This window comes from Rhizorhapis sp. SPR117 (assembly GCF_021742065.1).
This window is the reverse complement of record NZ_JAKKIE010000004.1, coordinates 1-18,396: the sequence shown is the minus strand read 5'-3', so window position 1 is coordinate 18,396 and position 18,396 is coordinate 1. Positions and strand designations below refer to the sequence as shown.

Below are 18,396 nucleotides of genomic sequence, written 5' to 3'. Positions count from 1 at the left end.
CCGGCTTTTTGCGCCCAAGGAAATGGGGCTTTTCTGGTCCCGGCCATAGCGGAACGTCTGACCGGTCAGAATGTATAGGCAAGACCCAATGCGCCGCGCCACTGATCCGCATCGCCAGCCTGCGCGACGATCGGGCTGTCGGCATATTTGCCAAGTATCCGCCCATAGCTCAGCCCCGCACCGATGCTCAAGCCATGGGTCAGATCACCAGTGAGGCTCTTGGTTGCAAAAGCCGACAGGTGTGCCGCCTTGAACCCGCTGCCCGAAACGGCATAGGCTGGCAATCCGCTGGCCAGCGCGCCACCCGGCGTTACGCCGAAATAGGTTCTTCCATAGCCTTTGCCCACATAATCGGCCGAGAGGGAAAGCCCCACGTAAGCCGTCGTGCTGAGCGGAGTGCCATATTCGATGCTGGGCGTGATGATATAGCTGTCATGCACATTGCCCATGTCACGCAAATAACTGACCCGAAACGATAAATTATCATAGGCACTGGTAATGACACCCGTTTTGGCGACCCCGATCCATCCGCCCAGTTCAAAGGCCTTGTCGAACTTGCCCAGCGCTTTGACCTGCACATCCTTGATCTGACTATTGCGGTCGAGCCGCAGATTGGCGACAGGACCCACTTCAAAATCCCAGCCGTCGTCATTCCTGTCGGGAAGGGCATCGATGAAGAACGTCGTGCCACGCGTGAAAAAGACGATATTGGATACCCGTCCTCGCACCAGAGCGCCCGGGGTTGCGACATAATCGTCCGACCCGTCATAACTGGGCAGGTAGGCCCCACCTACTGCAACAGTCAGCGTATCCCCATACAGGTCGACGGCTGGGACGGCTGGATCAGCCGATTCTTGTGCATGAACAGACGGAATTGCCAAAAGCAACGATGGGATAGTCCAGGCAAGCATGCGAGGGGAAATCATGGGCATTCCTTCATGGTGTGGGGCGACGGAACTATCTACAGGAAATATTTCATCTTGATCTGGCTCAAACGCGCACCATCAGCGGAGTCAAGTTCGACGGCGCTGAAACGGGGCGGGCCGAAATGCAGTCGCGGATTACGCGAAAATCCAATGCCCTCCTTTGGAATGCCCAAGAAGGTATCAAGCCGATCATTGGCATTTTCATCGTGCAACACCGACAGGGCATAAACGTCCTCTGGCAAGGCCGGAAAAACGATCCCATCAGGGTGGCTGGCCGCAACCGTCAGGTGGCGGCGGGCCGGATCCTTTCGGCAATCCGGAAAGAATGCGGAATCGCGCGTCAGACAAAGCTGCAACACGCCCTTGTCCGACCGAAGCCCGCCGATGGACACTTCCAGATCATGCACCGGCACGGCTCCGGGCAAGGTGGTCAGCAGCATTATTCCGGCCAAGCATATTCCCGTTCTCCGCATTACGCCCGCCCTTCAAAGTGGCCAAGGCCGCGATCTGTTCCACAGACATGGTCCCAGAAACGGAAATAAAGCCCAAAATTACAAGTATATTGCTGATGATGCCGCTGATGATGACTGGCCGTGATCAAATATTTTCCTGCAGGGCCCTGCACCAACGCGCGAGGAAACATTTCCCATCCCATATGATTGGCGACGCCCATGATCGTCATGATCGCCAACACCGCTCCCAACGCACCGACATGAATGGGGATGATGAACACCAGCGCCGGAATGACCACAGCGCCTGTCATAGCCTCCCAGGGGTGAAAGCTCATCGCGGCCCAGGCGGTTGGCGGGCGGCTGGCATGATGGACGGCATGGGCGATACGGAACAGATGCCGTCCGTGCATGGCGCGATGGGTCCAGTAAAACCATGTGTCATGCGCGAATAGATAGAGGAGGACCGACAGCGGCCAATACCAGAACGGCCAGTCACCAACCTCCCAATAGATGCGCGTCCATCCATGGGTCTGCCAGCCCCAGGCAACAATTCCCGCAGGCACGCCATAAATTACCGCGCTGGCGAGCGACCAGCCGATTTCCCGTCTGATCTGGGCACCCAGTCCGACGTAAAGTCCCCGATGCCGCAATCGCGTAGCCAAAGCAAAGCCGCCGCTCGCCAGTACATAGCGGATTGCGACGATCATCGTCATTGCAAGAGCCGAAAGCAGCATCGCGGTCAGAATGGACATGCCCTCCCATAGACTGGTTTCGCCGAGCCGTCATCCGGCATGGCTTTGAAAAAAGCCCACAACATAATTCCCAAGCCCTCTTTCCGCCATCGCACTGACCCGTTAAGCCATGTGCGCATGACCAAAAGCGTTTCCTGCGATCTCGTCATATTGGGTGGCGGCCTGGCGGGGGGATTGATCGCGCTGGCGCTTGCAAAAACGCGGCCAGAGCTGAAGATCCTGCTGGTCGAAGAAGGTGAAAATCTTGGCGGCAATCATATCTGGTCCTATTTCGCCGATGATATAGACCCGCAGAATCGCTGGCTGATCGCACCGCTCGTCACCCATGGGTGGAAGGGATATGACGTCGCCTTCCCGGGCCACAGCCGACAACTGGACGCGATTTATTATTCCATAGAAAGCGAGCGTTTCGATCAGGTCATCCGCGCTGCGCTGCCGCCAACTGCGCTTGTCACGGGCCGCAAGGTGCTGGCCGCCAATCCCGTGACCGCCGTGCTCGACAATGGTTTACGCATAGAGGCAAAGGGGGTCATCGACGCACGCGGTGCGGGCGACATGGCCCCGCTCGATGTCGGCTATCAGAAATTCGTGGGTCAGCTTTTATCCCTGAAAGAACCCCATTGGCGCACACGCCCTGTCATCATGGACGCAACCGTGCAACAATTTGATGGTTATCGCTTCGTCTATTGCCTTCCTTTTGGTCCCGCGCAGATGTTTGTCGAAGATACATATTTCAGCAACCAGTCCGACCTCGACGAGCCAGTGCTCGCCGCGCGCATTGCCGATTATGCAAAAGCGCAAGGATGGCAGGTGGATCGGATCGAACGCAGCGAACGCGGCGTATTGCCCATTTTGATGGGCGGCGATTTCACCGCATACTGGAATCGCGGCGGCAAGGAGATGCCAAAGGCGGGCACGCGTGCCGCCCTGTTCCACCCGACTACCGGCTATTCCCTGCCCGATGCGGTCCGGCTGGCCGCCTTTCTCACGACACTCACGGATTTTTCAGCGGTCAGCCTGCACGACGCCTGCTATGGCTTTGCGCGAAAGCGCTGGCATCAGGGGCAGTTTTACCATGTGCTTGACCGCATGATGCTGCGCGCTGCCAAACCGGAGGAACGTTACAAGGTGCTGGAACGATTCTATCGGCTTGATCCCAAACTGATCGGACGCTTCTATGCCGGTCGATCCACCATGGCGGACAGGCTCCGTATATTGACCGGTAAACCGCCAGTTCCGCTGGGCCGCGCTATCGCAGCGCTGGGGGAACAGGCAGCGTGAAGACAGCCGCGATCATAGGGGCTGGCATTGGCGGGTTGGCGCTGGCGATCCGCCTGCAATCGGCGGGCATCGCGACCACCGTAGTGGAAGCGCGCGATCGTCCCGGCGGGCGAGCCTATGTATGGGAAAAGGATGGCTTCACCTTTGACGCTGGCCCCACGGTCATCACTGATCCGGCGTGCCTTGCCGATCTGTGGCGGCTGACCGGCCATGATATGGCAGAGGATGTCGCGCTTGAACCTGTCAGCCCCTTTTACCGCCTCAACTGGCCTGACGGGTCGCAATTCGACTACAGCAATGACGAAGCCGCCTTGCGCAAGGAAATCGCCAAGCTCAACCCCGCCGATATTACGGGTTATGAACGTTTTCTGGAATATGCGTCGGGCGTTTATGAAGAAGGCTATGTAAAGCTGGGCGCCACGCCCTTCCTTGATTTTTCCACCATGATCCGCGCTGCGCCTGCACTCGCCCGTTACCAGGCATGGCGATCCGTCTACAGCATGGTGTCCAGCTTCGTAAAAAGCGAAAAACTGCGTGAGGCGCTTAGCTTTCACACCTTGCTCGTCGGCGGCAATCCGATGACGGCCAGCAGCATTTACGCCCTGATCCACAAGCTGGAACGCGACGGTGGCGTCTGGTTTGCGCGTGGCGGCACCAACAAGCTGGTTTCCGGCATGGTCGCGCAGTTCGAACGACTGGGCGGCACGCTGCGTCTGGGCGATCCGGTCGAGGAGATCGAAACACTGGGCAATCGCGCCACCGGCGTGCGGACGCGCAGCGGCTGGATCGAGAAATTCGATGCCGTCGCCAGCAATGCCGACATCATGCACAGCTATCGCGACCTTCTCGCCTCCAACATCCGTGGCCAGCGCCAGGGTGATGCATTGGCGCAAAAGCGCTGGTCGCCCAGCCTCTTCGTCGTGCATTTCGGCATCAAGGGAACATGGCCCGGCATCCCCCACCACATGATCCTGTTCGGACCGCGTTACAAAGGACTGTTGCAGGACATATACGAACATGGAGTGCTGGCCCGGGATTTCTCGCTATACCTGCACCATCCGACCGTCACCGATCCCGGCATGGCGCCGGAGGGGCATTCCACCTTCTACGCACTCGCTCCCGTCCCGCATCTGGGCAAACTGCCGATCGACTGGGACGAAGTCGGCCCCGTTTACAAGGAACGGATACTCGACGAAATCGAACGGCGGCTGATTCCTGACATTCGATCACGCATCGTCACCAGTTTCCATTATGCTCCGACCGATTTCGCGCACGACCTGAATGCGCATATGGGCAGCGCTTTTTCGCTGGAACCGACGCTGACCCAAAGCGCGTGGTTCCGCACGCATAACCGCGACGATATGATCCAGAATCTCTATTTCGTCGGCGCGGGCACGCATCCGGGCGCGGGCATTCCCGGCGTCGTGGCCAGCGCAAAAGCCACCGCTGGATTGATGATCGAAGATCTGCGGCTGTGACACGACCATGAAACGTGAGGATTTGTGAAGAAAGGTCGCGCGGCGCTGATCGCCCATGCCCGCGACAGCATTGCCAAAGGCTCCAAAAGCTTCGCCATGGCCTCCACCCTGTTCGCCCGCCAAACGCGTGAGCGGGCATGGCTGCTCTATGCATGGTGCCGCAAATGCGACGATCTGGCCGATGGACAGGATCATGGCGGCGCGATGGCGAGCGTTGATGATCCGCAGGCCCGCCTCGCCCATATCCGCGCCCTGACGGCCATAGCCTTGGCTGGACAAACAACAGGCGATCCCGCTTTTGACGGGCTGGCCCTCGTTGCCGCCGAATGTCATATTCCCGCATCCCTCATCCACGACCTGATCGAAGGCTTTGCACTGGATGCACAGGGTTGGCAGCCGCAGAGCGAAGACGATCTGCTGCGCTATTGTTATCATGTCGCCGGTGCAGTCGGATGCATGATGGCGCTGGTCATGGGCGTCGATCCCGCCGACGATGCTACTCTCGACCGGGCCTGCGATCTGGGCCTTGCCTTTCAACTTGCCAATATCGCCCGCGATGTCGGGGAGGACCATGCGGCTGGCCGCTGTTATCTGCCCGCCGACTGGCTCATGGAAATGACCATCCCGACCGACAACATGCTGCAACCCGCCTATCGGGCACGGCTTGCGGTGCTTGGCAAGCGCCTCTCCGTCATGGCCGCACGTTACGAAGCCAGCGCCCGTCACGGCACGCCTGCGCTCCCATTTCGATCAGCCTGGGCAGTATTGGCGGCGGCGGGGATCTATGGCGACATCGCCCGGAAAGTAGCGGCAAAAGGTGGGCATGCCTGGGACCAGCGCGTGCATACGGGCAAATTGGCAAAAATCGGATGGATCATCAAAGCCGGTATCCAGTCCCGGCGGCGGGCGCGATTTGGACAGGGTGATGCAATTCGTCAGGGACTATGGACGCGCCCCCGCTAGGGCCGTCAGCTTCCAAGTATATCCTTAACCCGTCCGCTCAATCGTTCGACGGCGGCCGCATGAATACCCTGCGCGCAACACAATACGCCAAAAGCGGTTGGATTTTCGCGATTGAAACGCAATGGCTGACCCAGCGCATCAGTGACGGCCGCGCCTGCCTCCCCCGCAATCAGCATCGCAGCCGCTATGTCCCATTCATTGCCCCAGCGGATCGTGGCGACCAGATCCGCCTCATCGGCAGCAACCATCGCCATACGCAGCGCAATGCTGTTGGGCTTGTGCACCGGGGTCAGGTCCCGATCGGCTTTGGGAAGTTGATCGGCGGGAACACGCGCACCGGCAAAGATCGCACGTTGGCTCGCAGCCAGTGGCACGCCATTGCGCCACACGCCCTTGCCCTTCTGCGCGATCCACATTTCGTCCCGCGCCGGCGCAGCCAACAACCCCAACACGGGCTCGCCATGTTCGACCAGCGCCACGGAAACTGCCCAGCCGCGTCGCCCACGCAAATAATCGCGCGTGCCGTCGATCGGATCGACGACCCATATACGCTCATGGCCCAGGCGCACCAGATCGTCCGCGGCCTCTTCCGACAACCATGCCGCACCCGGATCAATCGCGCCCAATCGTTCGCGCAACAGCCGGTCGGCCTCTATGTCCACCTCGCACACAGGCTGGCCGGGGGACTTTTCCCAAGTCTTCACCCGGGATTCGCCCTCATGCCAGAGCGCCATCGCCATATCCGCGGCTTCCTGAACCGCAGCCTCAACCTGTTCAAGCAAGGATTCAGCCACTCGCGACCGTCATTCCGTCCACCCGCAGCGTTGGAACATTGATTCCGTGACGGAATTCCAGATCGTTGGCAGCGCTAAGCGATGCAAACATGTCCTTCAGATTGCCCGCGATAGTGATTTCGGCCACCGCAGGTCCCGTTGCGCCGTTTTCAATCAGGAAACCCGATGCCCCCCGGCTGTAATCGCCCGTCACCATATTGACGCCCATGCCGATCAGTTCGGTTACATAAATGCCGCGCTTCACATCGGCCATCAGATCGCCCGGCGCCATGCTGCCCGGTTCCATGTGGACGTTGGTCGCGCTTGCCCCCGGCGAACCGCCAGTCCCTCGCGCCGCATGGCCGGTCGGTTGCAATCCCAGTTGGCGGGCCGAAGCGCTGTCGAGCAACCAGCCGGTCAAAACGCCCTCTTCAATCAATGCGTTGCGGCGCGTCGGCAGGCCTTCTCCGTCAAAGGGGCGCGAGCGCAAGCCGCGCAACCGATGCGGATCGTCGATGATCGTAATATCTTCAGGAAAAATCGACTTGCCCAGCGATTCCAGCAGGAAACTCGATTTGCGCGTGATGGCGGAACCCACAATGCCGCCGATCAGATGCCCGATCAGGCTGGACCCAATGCGTGGATCGAAAATGACCGGCATCTGCCCGCTTTCGATCTTGACCGGATTGAGCCGCGCCACCGCACGCTGGCCCGCGCGCAGTCCGATGCTTTCGGCCCCTTCAAGGTCCGACAGGTGCCGGACGCTGTGGCTCGCATAATCGCGTTGCATGCCAGACCCTTCGCCCGCCAGTACGCTGGCATAGCAACCATGCGAGGTCGCGGCATAGCTTCCGGCGAATCCATGGCTGGTGGCAAGGGCGATATGACTGCGTCCCGCGCTGGCGCCCGCCCCTTCGCTGTTCGTCACGCCCATGACGCCGCGCGCGGCCTCTTCCGCGACGAGTGCGCGTTCCTTCAATGCCTGCGGATCGGGTTCATCCTTGGCCGCGAGTTCCAGATTGGGTGCTTTCTTGCGGAGCAGCAACTCTTCGGGCGCAAGCCCTGCATATTGGTCCTCAGGCGCTTCCCGCGCCATGGCCAACGCGCGTTCAGCCAGTCGGTTCAGCGCCTCATCCGACATATCGGAAGAAGAAACCGTCGCCGATCTTTTGCCCGCAAAGACGCGAAGACCGATTTCCTCGCCCTCCGACCGCTCCACATCCTCCAGCAGACCCAGGCGCATTTGCACCTGCGTGGATGCGTCACATATATAAATCGCGTCGGCGGCATCGGAACCGATCCGGCGGGCCGTTTCGACAAGCTGTTCCGCCCGCTTCTGGGCATCGTCAAGGCTGAGCATGCATGGCCCCTAGTGAGGAATCAGCTAAAGGTCAAAGGCTCCGTTGCGCCCTATCGCGCCGGTCAAACATTCAACCGCAGGTCAATTGCAACTCGAATAGCCCGCATCTTCGCAGTCCTTGCGGCGTTGCGCGGCGGCCCGCTTCGCGTCCTTACCCTCACGCGCTTCCTGCTTGCGCATCTGGCGACCATAATTCCGATCGGCCTCATCCTGACTGGTCGTGGCCCAGTCAGCCCCCTGCCCAACCGCCTTGACCGGCATGGTCACGACATTCGCCGCGGTCCTGGCAATGCATCCGCTGGCCAAAATGGGCAACAGCAACAACAAATACCGCATATAGCATCCTCCAGACCATGCGCCAATCAACCTCAGGCCGTACCTGGCTGACTATCAGACTTTCAACCGCTCACCGAATTTTCGTCTCAGTTTCTGTAATTTGGGTGGAATAACAGCCATACAATAAGGATTACGTGCCCCCACACGTTCCCAATAGGTCTGGTGATAATCCTCCGCCGGATACCAGTCCGACAGCGGTTCAATCGTCGTGACGATCGGGTCCGGCCAATCCGCGCCCGCCCGATCCATCGCGGCACGCGCTTCTTCTGCCTGCGCGGGTGTGTGGGGGAAGATGGCGGAACGATATTGGGTGCCGACATCATTCCCCTGCCGATTGAGCGTTGTCGGATCGTGCGTTGCAAAAAATACGTCGAGCAGGTCGCCATAACTGATCGCGTCAGGATCGAATGCAATGCGTATCGCCTCGGCATGGCCGGTCGTGCCGCTGCACACCTCTTCATAAGTGGGATTGGCCCCGTGTCCGCCTGTATAGCCGCTTTCGACGGAAGACACGCCTTTGAGGCCGTTGAACACGGCCTCCGTGCACCAGAAGCACCCGCCTGCCAACGTCGCGATTTCCTGAGCCATGTTGCACCTTCATCCACGGTAAGGGTTCAAGGTAAGATGAATGCCGGCGCTATTCCAGACCCATTCCTATATCGCGGCCTTCGCCTTCTCCTCGGCCACCAGTTCCTTGCGGCTTAATTTACCGACCATCGTCTTTGGCAGGGCCGCCCTGACCTCCACCGCAACCACCCGTTCATGCTTGCCCAATTGGGGGTTAAGCCAGGATTTGAGTGCGTCCCCGTCCGTACCGGACCCTTCCGTCAAAGTGACGAAGGCCTTCGGGCTTTCGCCGCGATAGGGGTCGGGAATACCAATCACCAGCGCTTCCCGAACATCAGGATGGTGGTACAGAACTTCCTCGACCTGGCTTGGAAACACCTTGAACCCGCCGACCGAAATCATGTCCTTCAATCGATCGACGATGCGGATATAGCCGTCCTCGTCGATCAGGCCAACGTCGCCAGTCCGCATATATTCGCCAACAAATACCTCGGCATGTGCTTCCGGACGCTGCCAATAGCCCTGCATGACTTGCGGCCCTGAAAATACAACCTCACCCGGTTCGCCCTCCGGCGGCGGACGTGTCGGATCTTCCTTGTCGACCAGCTTGACGATGGTGCCGGGCAAGGGTTGACCGATAGTGCCCGTCTTGTTCAACCCCTTGTAAGGATTGACCGTAACGACGCCACTGCTTTCGGTCAGGCCATAGCCCTCCACCACCGTTGCGCCCGTGGCGGCCTCAAACTTTTGCTTCACTTCGACAGGCAGCGGCGCACCGCCCGATATGCACATGCGCATGGAGGAGAAATCGGTTTCGCCCAGCCGTGCACTGTCCAGCAAAGCCTGATACATGGTCGGCACGCCCGGCAGGGCGGTCGGCCGCGTCCGTTCCACCGCCGCCAATGTTTGCACCGCGTCGAAACGCGGCAGCATGACGATCTCTCCACCGCTGTATATCGTCCGGTTCAGCACCACCGTATTTGCAAAAACATGGAAAAAGGGCAGCACGCCGATAATCCGGTCTTCCTCGACATTGCCGGGGTCCAGCATGTTCACTTGACGCGCATTGGCGGTCAGATTCTGGTGCGACAGCATCGCCCCCTTGGGCCGCCCTGTCGTGCCGCCGGTATATTGCAGCAGGGCAATATCCTTTTCCGGATCGATAGGGGCTGGCACATGACTGCCGTCATTGTCAATCAACGCCGAAAAAGCTGTGATGCGGGGATCATGTGGGCGCGCGACAGTCTCGCTGCGCTTGAAAAGCCGGAACAGGATCGATTTGGTTGTCGGCAGAACGCCGGCCACTGAACCTACCACCAGCCGTTCCAGACTGCTGTTGTTCAACACCTCCAGCGCGGTCGGCAACAATGCCTTGGCAGACAGGGTGAAGAGGATTTTCGTCCCCGAATCCTCCACCTGATGCTCCAGTTCCGCAGCCGTATAGAGCGGTGAGAAATTGACCACGACCGCGCCAATGGCCATCGCGCCATAATAAGCCGCAATATAATGAGGCACATTGGGCAGGAACAGCCCGATCCGGTCACCCTTTTTGACGCCCATCGCCTGCAAACCATGGGCAACCCGCTCCATGCCGTCGCGGCATTCGGAATAGCTGTATTTTCGTCCCATAAAATCGAGCGCAATCGCATCAGGATTTCGGGCCGCGCTGGCGTAGAACATTTCGGGCAGGGAAAGCGGCGGGAAATGCTGATCCCAAGCCACCGGATGGTTGTACTTCTCTCTCCAGATTATTGCGTCGTTCGCCATTGCCATCACGCTATGAGAACGACGGGCCGGACGCAATATTTATGGTGCGGAACCAGCTCTCAATCGTTCTTTTTTCTAAATGGATCGATCCACTCCGCAACCTGCTCGATAGCTTGCGCCTCAACATGGTGCGCGGCCTCTATCTGGCGAGCAGCATCGTCGCGTTCCTTGCGCAGTTCCTCGATCAATGCTTCACGATCACCGTCGAACCGCACATCGGTGGGCGCTTCAAGCCCCGCCTTCTTCGCCGCCTTGGCCACCAGTGCGTCCAATTCACGCTGCGAACACAAACCCAGAGTCACCGGGTCTTTGGGCGTGATGTTGGCGATGTTCCAATGCGAACGATCCCGAATGGCGGTGATCGTCGTGCGCGTCGTCCCGATCAGGCCGCTGATCGCGCCATCGGACACTTCCGGATGGTTGCGCAGGATCCAGGCGATGCCATCGGGCTTGTCCTGACGCTTGGAAACCGGCGTATAGCGCGGCCCTTTGGTACGGCGAACCTGATCCGGGCCTTTCAGCATCGTCAGCCGGTAATCGGGGTCCTTCTGGCCCTTTTCGATTTCATCCATGCTCAATTCATGCGCGCGCACCGGATCGCGACCTGTATATTTGGTCGCGGCCGTATCGTCAGCAATGGCTTGCACCTCCAATATGTGAAGGCCGCAAAATTCGGCAATCTGCTCAAATGACAGAGCGGTATTATCGACAAGCCAACTGGCGGTCGCATGGGGCATAAGCGGCTGGGCCACGTTTACTCTCCAGTACAAATAATAAGGGCCGCCCCTTGCAGGACGGCCATCGCGTAACAGCCATTTAGGGCAAATGGCCAACCCCGGCAAGTTCAAACATATCCTACACTGCTTTTGTCGCGCCCGGAACCATTATTAAGCCGCGTCGACGACCAGCTCGGGATCGAACGGCGCAAGACCATCGACAAACTGGCGTGCACTCGCAACCCATGTGAACTGACGCCCATAGGCGGCACACTCTGTCCGATCGAGCCGCAATGCCGCGGCAATCGCATCATCCAGATCATCCCGCATCGCACCAGTTTGCGGCGTCAATATATCGACGGGCCCCGTAACGGGGTAAGCAGCAACCGGCGTACCACAGGCCAGCGCTTCGATCATCACCAGCCCGAAAGTATCGGTCCGGCTGGGAAAGACGAACACATCGGCATGAGCAAAGGCACCGGCCAGCGCGCGTCCCGCCATTGACCCCAGGAATTTCGCCTGCGGATAGGCCTTTTCCAATGCCGCCCGAGCTGGGCCATCGCCGACAACGACTTTTGTTCCGGGATGCGAACTGGCGAGGAATGCCTCCAGATTCTTTTCAATGGCGACCCGACCGACATATAGCTGAATCGGTCGCGCCATGGCTGCAAAGCCATCTGGAGCGGGCGCACCGGCATTGAAGCAGGAAAGGTCAACCCCCCGGCCCCAGTGGCGCACCTGTGCTATACCATGAGAGCGCAGATTTTCGCGTACCGTCCGCGTCGAAACCAGCACCGCCTGCGCCGGACCGTGAAACCAGCGAATATACCGCCAGAACCAGTTGGCAGGCAGTCTAGTCCGTTTCGCCACATATTCGGGGAATTGCGTATGATAGGCGGTCGTGAACGGAATATGGTTACGCAGACACCATCGCCGGGCGGACAGGCATAGCGGTCCTTCGGTCGCCAGATGGACCGCATCAGGCAGGAACGTCTCGATCCGCCGCCCCACCGTTGCCGCCCGCGCCACCGCCAGCCGGATTTCGGGATAAGTGGGGCAAGGCAACGACCCATATTGATCGGGCGAGATCAATTCGATCCTGTGCCCCATCGCTTCCAGTTCGCGGCGTACCGACTGCAACGTCCGCACAACCCCGTTCACCTGCGGCAGCCAGGCGTCCGTGACCAGCGCGATCCTCATGCGGCCAGCTGCGTGTGCGGTTCGGCGGGGTCAGCATTACGAGCGGCAATCTCATCGGCCCAGTGCAGCACCTCCATCTGCCCGTCATCATGTTCAACCAATGCCGTACAGCCTTCCACCCAGTCGCCGTCGTTATAATATTCGATGCCTGCAATATCGCGGATTTCGGCGGTGTGGATATGGCCGCACACCACGCCGTCGACGCCGCGCATTCCGGCTTCATGCGCTACCACTTCCTCGAACTTGGAAATGAACTCGACTGCGTTCTTGACCTTGTGCTTGGCCATTTTGGACAGTGACCAATAGGACAGTCCAAAGCGGCTACGCACAGCGTTCACCAGCACATTGAGCCGCATCAGCGTTTCATAGGCAGCATCGCCGATAAACGCGAGCCAGCGGTGCGCCAGCATCACCGTATCGAATTCATCGCCGTGCAATACCAGCAGTTTGCGGCCATCGGCGGTTTCATGCAGCGCCTTGCGCCGAATCTCGACACCGCCAAAGTTGAGGCCGGTGAACTGGCGGAACATCTCATCATGGTTGCCCGGAATATACACGATCCGCGTACCGCGTTTTGCACGCTTCAATATCCGCCAGACGATATCATTATGCGTGGCAGGCCAGTAAAACCGCTTTTTCAACCGCCAACCATCAATGATGTCCCCGACCAGATACAGGGTCTGGCTATCGACGTTATCAAGAAAGTCGATGAGCATTTCGGCATTGCAGCCCCGTGTGCCCAGATGGATGTCGGAAATCCAGATCGTCCGGTATGAACGGCGTCCATTTCCCACCGGCTCGGGGAGATGAGGTGCGCTATTGCTGAAATCATCGGCGTCAGCAACAAATGACAATCGCGTAATCGCGTCCATGAAAATCCCCAAAGCTTCTTGCCTCGGGACCAGACATTTAACGTCGCAATGTTACAATTTGACTTGAAACATGACGGTTTTACGAATCATTATCCCCGTCGTCCCTGCGAAGGCAGGGACCCCGCTGCCTTTTTCGCCAAGGCCGATCACGCATTCAAGAGATCGAACAGGTCAACCCAATCCGGATTCTGTTCCTCAACCAGTCTGATCTTCCAATCCCGCTTCCAGCGCTTCAACTGCTTTTCGCGTTGGATGGCTTCCTGAATGATTGTGTGAGGTTCGGTATAGACGAGCCTGAACACATCATATTTCCGCACATGATCGGAACCCATGCCATTGCGATGCTGCCAAATGCGCTGCGCCAGATTTGCCGTAACGCCGATATAAAGCGTCCCCCGGTAACGGCTTGCAAGAATATAGACCCAACCGCCTTTATCCATTCAGTTCATCACCATTTTAATGCCGTCGTCCCTGCGAAGGCAGGGACGACGGAATGAATCACGTCACCAACACGATCTTCCCCACATGCTCTCCCGCCTCCATCCGGGCATGGGCGGCGGCGGCCTCTGCCAATGGAAAGGCGCGATCCATTACCGGGCGCAATTTTCCTTCGGTTACAAATGGCCACACCACCCGCGACAATTCTTCTGCAACCAAGGTTTTGAAGACAATCGGACGGGGGCGCAATGTCGACCCCGTCAGGGTCAGCCGCCTTTGCATAACATCGAGAACCGATATTTCCGCCTTCACGCCACGCTGCGTTGCAATGGAAACATGGCGGCCATCCTCCGCCATGCAGGCCAGATTGCGCGGCACATAATCGCCGCCGACCATGTCCAGTACCGCCTGCACGCCCTTGCCATCCGTAATATCGCGCACGGCCTCGACAAAATCACTCGCCGCATAATTGATCGCATGGGTCGCACCAAGGTTCAGCGCCGCCGCGCATTTGTCGTCGCTGCCGCAGGTGACGATGATCTTGATGCCAAACAATCTGCAAAGCGAAATCGCCATGGTGCCGATGCCGCTGGTGCCGCCATGGACCAGCACCGTATCGCCTTCGACCACATAAGCGCGCTCGAACAGGTTGCTCCATACCGTAAACAGCGTTTCGGGCAGCGCCGCAGCCTCTGCCATGTCATATCCTGCGGGCACGGCGAGGCATTGTCCGACCGGCGCAACCGCATATTCGGCATAGCCGCCGCCCGCCAGCAGGGCGCAGACCTTTTGCCCGATCATGGCACCGTCGACACCAGCACCCACCGCGACGACCTCACCCGACACTTCCAGCCCCGGAATATCCGAAATCCCTGGCGGCGGCGCGTAAAAGCCACGTCTTTGCAATATATCGGGCCGGTTCACACCCGCAGCCGCGACCTTGATCAGCACTTCATTTTCCATCGGTTGCGGCACCGTGCGATCAACGGGTTTCAAGACTTCCGCCCGGCCGGGAGCATCGAAACCGACCGCCGTCATGCGTTCAGGAATGGAATATCTTTGCGGCATGAAGTTATTTCTCCCAGATCCCACGGCGCCGATCCCACAAATCGACGCGACCTTATTGACAGATGCCGATGGACGGTCAACATTCTTGGGTATGGACATGGACGAAAACCTGCCCAGAAAGGCTGATGATCCTGTTGCCGCCCTGCAGCGACAGGACCTTGATCCATTCTCCGTTGACGAACTTCGGAACAGGGTTTCCGCACTGGAAGCGGAGATTTCCCGAACGCGGAAAAAAATAGAATATGCTGTTAACCATAAGGCAAGCGCCGACGCGTTATTCAGGAAATGAGCTTATGCGGGCCGGATTTCGCCCATGAGGCAAAACCCAGAGCGCAACCCGGTGACTGTCCTGCCGTTCTTGATAGCAGGGCCGACAATCCCGACATAAGGTCCAAGGCCCTCATATCGGGGGCAGGCAGGGCCGCTTTGGCCCGACAGGAGTAAAGTCAAATGCCGTCTTTCGCTGCTGCGCTGGAAACCACGCTTCACAATGCGCTCACTCACGCATCTGAACGTCGTCACGAATATGCGACGCTGGAGCATCTGCTCCTCGCGCTGATCGACGATGAACATGCGTCAAAGGTGATGCAGGCATGCGGCGTGGAGCTGGGCGAGCTTCAGGATGCTGTAACGGTCTATCTGGACAGTGAGCTGGATTCACTGAAAGTCGAAGGGACAACCGATCCTTCGCCCACCAGCGGTTTTCAGCGCGTGGTCCAGCGGGCCATCCTGCATGTCCAGTCATCGGGCAAGGATGAAGTGACAGGCGCCAACGTGCTGGTCGCACTCTTTTCCGAACGCGAAAGCTATGCCGTCTATTTCCTGCAACAGCAGGATATGAGCCGCCTGGATGCCGTCAGCTATATCAGCCACGGCGTCGGCAAGGGCCTCTCTACGCCCGAAACGCACGAAGTGAAGGGCGCCGAAGAGGAAAAGGCGCAAAAGCCCGAAACCAAGAGCAAGAAGGAAAGCGCGCTCGATCAGTTCACCGTCAACCTGAATGAAAAGGCCAAGGTTGGAAAGGTCGATCCGCTGATCGGTCGCGGTCCCGAGGTGGATCGGACCGTCCAGATCCTGTGCCGCCGGTCAAAGAACAACCCGCTCTATGTCGGCGATCCGGGCGTTGGCAAAACCGCCATCGCCGAGGGTCTGGCACGCAAGATCATTGAGGGCGATGTGCCCGAAGTGCTGCTGCCCGCCGTCATCTATTCGCTCGACATGGGCGCGCTGCTGGCCGGCACGCGCTATCGCGGCGATTTTGAGGAACGGTTGAAAGCTGTCGTCAACGAACTGGAAAAGCTGCCCCACGCCATCCTGTTCATTGACGAAATCCATACGGTAATCGGTGCTGGCGCGACGAGCGGCGGCGCGATGGATGCTTCGAACCTGCTGAAACCGGCTTTGTCGGGCGGGACGATCCGTTGCATCGGTTCGACCACCTACAAGGAATTCCGCAACCATTTCGAAAAGGACCGCGCCCTGCTGCGCCGGTTCCAGAAAATCGACGTCAACGAACCCACCATCGAGGATACGGTCAAGATTCTCGCCGGGCTTCGCAGTGCGTTCGAAAGCCATCACAAGGTCAAATACACGCCCGACGCGATCAAGTCGGCGGTCGAATTGTCGGCCCGCTACATCAATGACCGCAAGCTGCCCGACAAGGCCATCGACGTGATCGATGAGGTCGGCGCGATGCAGATGCTGGTGCCGCCTGCCAAGCGGCGCAAGACCATCACCTCGAAAGAGATCGAGGCGGTCATCGCCACCATGGCGCGTATCCCGCCCAAATCGGTGTCGAGCGATGACAAGGCAACGCTGGAAACGCTCAGCACCGATCTGAAGCGCGTCGTCTTCGGGCAGAATCAGGCCATCGAGCTGCTCAGCTCCGCAATCAAGCTGAGCCGTGCGGGCCTGCGCGATCCCGACAAGCCGATTGGCAACTACCTGTTCTCCGGCCCCACAGGCGTCGGCAAAACAGAGGTTGCCCGTCAGCTTGCAACCCTGCTCGGCATCCCGCTGCAGCGGTTCGACATGTCGGAATATATGGAACGCCACAGCGTATCCCGTCTGATCGGCGCGCCTCCCGGCTATGTCGGCTATGACCAGGGCGGCCTGCTGACCGATGCCGTGGATCAGCAACCGCATTGCGTCCTGCTGCTCGACGAAATCGAAAAGGCGCACCCGGACCTGTTCAACATCCTGTTGCAGGTGATGGATAATGGCAAGCTGACCGATCATCACGGCAAGACGGTGGATTTCCGCAATGTCATCCTGATCATGACGACCAATGCGGGCGCATCCGACATGGCGCGCGAAGGCATCGGCTTTGGCGATGTCATCAGCAAGGAAGATGCCAGCGAGGAAGCGGTCAAGAAGCTGTTCACGCCGGAATTCCGCAACCGTCTGGATGCCATCGTGCCCTTCAGCTACCTGCCGCCAGAAGTGGTGGCCCGTGTGGTCGAAAAGTTCATCCTGCAACTGGAATTGCAGTTGGCCGACCGCGACGTGCATATCACGCTGGACGATGATGCGAAGGCATGGCTCACCGAACGCGGCTATGACAAGCTCTATGGCGCGCGCCCGATGGGCCGTCTCATTCAGGAGAAGATCAAGCAGCCGCTGGCAGAGGAACTGCTGTTCGGCAAACTCGTCCACGGCGGCGAAGTCCATGTCCGGCTAAAGGACAATGGCCTTGTCTTCGAAATAACGCCCGCCGCGCCCAAGCGCCCGAAAAAGGGCGGCACAAAGAAAGCGGCCGCTGCCAAGGCGAAGTAATAAGAAGGGGCGGTTCGAAAGGACCGCCCTTTTTCTATGGCTGCCTTCTGGAGGCCAGCCATTCGTGGAACGGAAATTAGCAGTCAGCTTCGCGCAACATTTGCGGTCGTTCGACGACGATTTGCATTCCCCTAAAAGCCGACGGTCCGCTTTCCATCACCGGCGAGGTAGGGCAATGTCCGAGAAGTGGGGGGAGCGGACCACCAGTTTTTTGCGCCGCAGTCTTCCTCTACCGCCGCTCCAGATTAAGGCTGATTTGTGGTTGCTGTGAAGCTAGGGTGGAGCATGACCAAAATAATCACAACTGACTTGCGTCATTTTCCAGAAGAAACAGCAATTCTAGGACGAATTCTGAGTGGATACGGCGAACTGGAGTTCGATATCGCCTTTCTACTACAGTTTGCACTTGGCGATGATCGCGATGTTGCTTTCAAATCCTTGTTTGGCATTAGGGGCGAAACGGCGCGAATTGATATTGCTGATAATCTTATGCGTCGTCGCTACAAAGAGGTTGGGCTCGGCGATGACTATGGCGAAGCAATTGGATCGATGCGTCATTGTCTGAAAATTCGAAACCAATACGCTCATTGCCATTTGTCAACGTCGGGGTAAAATTGTGCAAGATTCCGGTGTAAAACTGTACCAGTTGGATTGAACAAAAAGCCTCAGATC

Annotated in this window: 19 protein-coding genes; 6 read left to right on the top strand and 13 right to left on the bottom strand. The window is 58.7% G+C overall.

Features of this window, described 5'->3' with window-relative positions:
* Window positions 1-65 precede the first annotated feature (65 nt).
* The 3 genes from L3X40_RS02630 to L3X40_RS02620 are packed head-to-tail and all read right to left on the bottom strand — an operon-like array spanning window position 66 to window position 2,124.
* Complete coding sequence (locus tag L3X40_RS02630; protein ID WP_237364230.1) at window positions 66-926, bottom strand: MipA/OmpV family protein; 861 nt, start codon at window positions 924-926, stop codon at window positions 66-68.
* A gap of 35 nt (window positions 927-961) precedes the next feature.
* On the bottom strand, window positions 962-1,366 hold the full coding sequence (locus tag L3X40_RS02625) for a DUF2141 domain-containing protein (protein ID WP_237364229.1): 405 nt from the start codon (window positions 1,364-1,366) through the stop codon (window positions 962-964).
* Window positions 1,367-1,398: 32 nt separating this feature from the next.
* Window positions 1,399-2,124: a sterol desaturase family protein gene (locus L3X40_RS02620; protein WP_237364342.1), complete on the bottom strand. Its 726-nt coding sequence runs from the start codon at window positions 2,122-2,124 to the stop codon at window positions 1,399-1,401.
* A 123-nt stretch (window positions 2,125-2,247) separates the two neighbouring features.
* Between L3X40_RS02620 and crtY the strand changes: the two genes are divergently transcribed.
* The 3 genes from crtY to L3X40_RS02605 are packed head-to-tail and all read left to right on the top strand — an operon-like array spanning window position 2,248 to window position 5,852.
* A complete protein-coding gene (gene crtY, locus L3X40_RS02615) occupies window positions 2,248-3,411 on the top strand; it encodes a lycopene beta-cyclase CrtY (protein ID WP_237364227.1) in 1,164 nt (387 codons plus the stop codon).
* Window positions 3,408-4,889 carry a phytoene desaturase gene (locus tag L3X40_RS02610; RefSeq protein WP_237364225.1) on the top strand — a complete coding sequence of 494 codons (1,482 nt, stop codon included), beginning with the start codon at window positions 3,408-3,410 and terminating at the stop codon, window positions 4,887-4,889. The genes crtY and L3X40_RS02610 overlap by 4 nt, the downstream gene beginning before the upstream one ends.
* Window positions 4,890-4,937: 48 nt before the next feature.
* Complete coding sequence (locus tag L3X40_RS02605) at window positions 4,938-5,852, top strand: phytoene/squalene synthase family protein (protein ID WP_272907913.1); 915 nt, start codon at window positions 4,938-4,940, stop codon at window positions 5,850-5,852.
* Window positions 5,853-5,857: 5 nt separating this feature from the next.
* On the opposite strand, the gene L3X40_RS02600 is transcribed toward L3X40_RS02605, so the two are convergent.
* The 10 genes from L3X40_RS02600 to L3X40_RS02555 form a co-directional block, all read right to left on the bottom strand.
* The gene (locus L3X40_RS02600) at window positions 5,858-6,646 is read right to left on the bottom strand and encodes a 3'(2'),5'-bisphosphate nucleotidase CysQ (RefSeq protein WP_272907909.1); all 789 of its coding nucleotides are present in this window, start codon (window positions 6,644-6,646) and stop codon (window positions 5,858-5,860) included.
* Entirely contained in the window at window positions 6,639-7,985 is a 1,347-nt protein-coding gene (locus tag L3X40_RS02595) for a TldD/PmbA family protein (RefSeq protein ID WP_237364223.1), read from the bottom strand. Before L3X40_RS02595 ends, L3X40_RS02600 begins: the two co-directional genes overlap by 8 nt.
* 81 nt (window positions 7,986-8,066) lie before the next feature.
* Window positions 8,067-8,321 carry a hypothetical protein gene (locus tag L3X40_RS02590; protein WP_237364220.1) on the bottom strand — a complete coding sequence of 85 codons (255 nt, stop codon included), beginning with the start codon at window positions 8,319-8,321 and terminating at the stop codon, window positions 8,067-8,069.
* Between the two features lie 54 nt (window positions 8,322-8,375).
* Window positions 8,376-8,909, bottom strand: coding sequence for a peptide-methionine (S)-S-oxide reductase MsrA (gene msrA / locus L3X40_RS02585; protein ID WP_237364218.1), 534 nt, complete (start codon window positions 8,907-8,909; stop codon window positions 8,376-8,378).
* Between the two features lie 66 nt (window positions 8,910-8,975).
* Window positions 8,976-10,655: a long-chain-fatty-acid--CoA ligase gene (locus L3X40_RS02580; protein ID WP_237364217.1), complete on the bottom strand. Its 1,680-nt coding sequence runs from the start codon at window positions 10,653-10,655 to the stop codon at window positions 8,976-8,978.
* 59 nt (window positions 10,656-10,714) lie between these two features.
* On the bottom strand, window positions 10,715-11,392 hold the full coding sequence (locus L3X40_RS02575; RefSeq protein ID WP_237364339.1) for a cell cycle transcriptional regulator TrcR: 678 nt from the start codon (window positions 11,390-11,392) through the stop codon (window positions 10,715-10,717).
* Window positions 11,393-11,542: 150 nt separating this feature from the next.
* Entirely contained in the window at window positions 11,543-12,571 is a 1,029-nt protein-coding gene (locus L3X40_RS02570) for a glycosyltransferase family 4 protein (RefSeq protein ID WP_237364215.1), read from the bottom strand.
* Window positions 12,568-13,443: a UDP-2,3-diacylglucosamine diphosphatase gene (locus L3X40_RS02565; protein ID WP_237364213.1), complete on the bottom strand. Its 876-nt coding sequence runs from the start codon at window positions 13,441-13,443 to the stop codon at window positions 12,568-12,570. Before L3X40_RS02565 ends, L3X40_RS02570 begins: the two co-directional genes overlap by 4 nt.
* Before the next feature lie 146 nt (window positions 13,444-13,589).
* Window positions 13,590-13,883, bottom strand: a complete 294-nt coding sequence (locus L3X40_RS02560) for a GIY-YIG nuclease family protein (protein WP_237364211.1) — start codon at window positions 13,881-13,883, stop codon at window positions 13,590-13,592.
* A 58-nt stretch (window positions 13,884-13,941) separates the two neighbouring features.
* On the bottom strand, window positions 13,942-14,949 hold the full coding sequence (locus L3X40_RS02555) for an NAD(P)H-quinone oxidoreductase (protein ID WP_237364209.1): 1,008 nt from the start codon (window positions 14,947-14,949) through the stop codon (window positions 13,942-13,944).
* A gap of 91 nt (window positions 14,950-15,040) precedes the next feature.
* Between L3X40_RS02555 and L3X40_RS02550 the strand changes: the two genes are divergently transcribed.
* The 3 genes from L3X40_RS02550 (at window position 15,041) to L3X40_RS02540 (ending at window position 18,336) form a co-directional block, all read left to right on the top strand.
* The gene (locus tag L3X40_RS02550) at window positions 15,041-15,238 is read left to right on the top strand and encodes a DUF1192 domain-containing protein (RefSeq protein ID WP_237364338.1); all 198 of its coding nucleotides are present in this window, start codon (window positions 15,041-15,043) and stop codon (window positions 15,236-15,238) included.
* A 161-nt stretch (window positions 15,239-15,399) separates the two neighbouring features.
* Window positions 15,400-17,724 carry an ATP-dependent Clp protease ATP-binding subunit ClpA gene (gene clpA / locus L3X40_RS02545; protein WP_237364208.1) on the top strand — a complete coding sequence of 775 codons (2,325 nt, stop codon included), beginning with the start codon at window positions 15,400-15,402 and terminating at the stop codon, window positions 17,722-17,724.
* Window positions 17,725-18,009: 285 nt separating this feature from the next.
* Window positions 18,010-18,336: a hypothetical protein gene (locus L3X40_RS02540; protein WP_237364207.1), complete on the top strand. Its 327-nt coding sequence runs from the start codon at window positions 18,010-18,012 to the stop codon at window positions 18,334-18,336.
* Window positions 18,337-18,396: the final 60 nt, after the last annotated feature.